General features: G+C 68.6%; 1 protein-coding gene. It reads right to left on the minus strand.

Annotated elements, in window-relative coordinates; all coding sequences use genetic code 11:
- Positions 1 to 63 precede the first annotated feature (63 nt).
- The gene (locus tag ACFV6X_RS35520) at positions 64 to 1,278 is read right to left on the minus strand and encodes an IS110 family transposase (protein WP_385390553.1); all 1,215 of its coding nucleotides are present in this window, start codon (positions 1,276 to 1,278) and stop codon (positions 64 to 66) included.
- Between the last annotated feature and the right edge of the window lie 261 nt (positions 1,279 to 1,539).

The following is a 1,539-nucleotide window of genomic DNA, read 5'->3' on the forward strand; positions in this document are numbered from 1 at the left end:
GGGGGGGTGTCTCTATGTCCTTCGTCAAGGACGTGGTGCCTGGTATGCGGGTGTTTGCGATAGTCAGGCGGCGAGAGTGATGGTGGGGGTTCTGGACTCGTAGAAGGTGCCGTCTCGGAGCATGGCGAACAGGACGCTGATGCGCTGGCGGGCAAGCCGCAGGAGGGCTTGGGTGTGGGTCTTGCCTCGTGCTCGTTGCCGGTCGTAGTAGGTGCGGGAGGCCGGGTCGGCGTTCATGCAGGCGAAGGCGGAGAGGAACATGGCGCGTTTGAGCTGCCGGTTTCCGCCTCTGGGTGCGTGTTCGCCGTGGATCGAGGTCCCCGATGACTTGGTCGTGGGAGCGAGGCCGGCGTAGGAGGCGAGGTGACCGGCGGTGGGGAAGCCGCTGCCGTCGCCGACGGTGACCAGCAGGACGGCGGCGGTCCTGACTCCGATTCCGGGCATCGAGGTCAGGACCGGGTGAAGAGGGTGGGCCTCCAGCAGGGTGCTGATCTGGGCTTCCAGGGCCCGGCGCTGGTCGTGGACCGCGGCGAGCGAAGCGGCCAGGGACGGGATCACGATGTCGAGGGTGCCCGTGCCCGGAACGATGACGGTCTGCTCGTCGAGGGCGTCGAAGACGTCATCGATCAGCCGTGCGGCCAGGCGCGGGGCTTTGGGCCGGATCAGCTCGACGAGTCTGCGCCGGCCGGCCTTCCGCAGTGCGGCCGGGGATCCGTAGCGTTCGAGGAGCCAGGTGACGGCGGGGTGGTCCAGCCGGGGCCCGAGCACGCGCTCGAGGCTGGGGTGGAACTGGGTGAGCAGGCCGCGTATTCGATTGCTGGTGCGGGTGGCCTCGGCCGCGAGGTCCTGGTCGAAGCCGGTCAGCACCGTGAGCTCGGCGGTGATCTCGTCGGTCAGCTCCAGCGAACGCAGGGTGTGCGGCATCGTCCGGGCCGCGTCCGCGATCACCGCCGCGTCCTTCGCGTCCGTTTTCGCCTCCCCCGGATACAGATCAGCGATCCGCCGCATCGCGAGTCCGGGCAGGTAGGCGACCTCGCAGCCCGCGTCGCGGGCCACGGTCAAGGGAAGGGCGCCGATGGAGGCGGGCTGGTCCACGATCACCAGGACAGAGCCGAACTTGGCTTTGAGCTTGTCGAACACGGCCCGCAGCTTCGGCTCGCTGTTGGGCATCGCCTTGTCGAAGACCTTCTTCCCGGCCGGGGTCAGACCGTGACCATGGTGGGCGGTCTTGCCGACGTCCATCCCGAGGAAGACGCCTATGCCTTCGGTGTCTAACATCGCACCCTTCCGCAGGTGTTGACCGTGCCGGCCTCGGCGGTGGCACCGTGCTCGCGCATCCACGTTATGCAGACCTGCCGCCCGCGAACTGTCCGGCATTGCGCCGGACCGGGCGGTGGCCGGGTCTCTCATCAGCGGCTCCGACGGCGCCTGCCGGACCCGGCGACACCACCCCCCAGGTCATCCGTTCGACAGAGGGGACACAGTCATACCGGGCCCGGAGGCCAGCGGCCCCATTGCAGGACCGCGAAAAAGATAACG

The organism is Streptomyces sp. NPDC059861 (assembly GCF_042731435.1).
GTDB lineage: Bacteria > Actinomycetota > Actinomycetes > Streptomycetales > Streptomycetaceae > Streptomyces.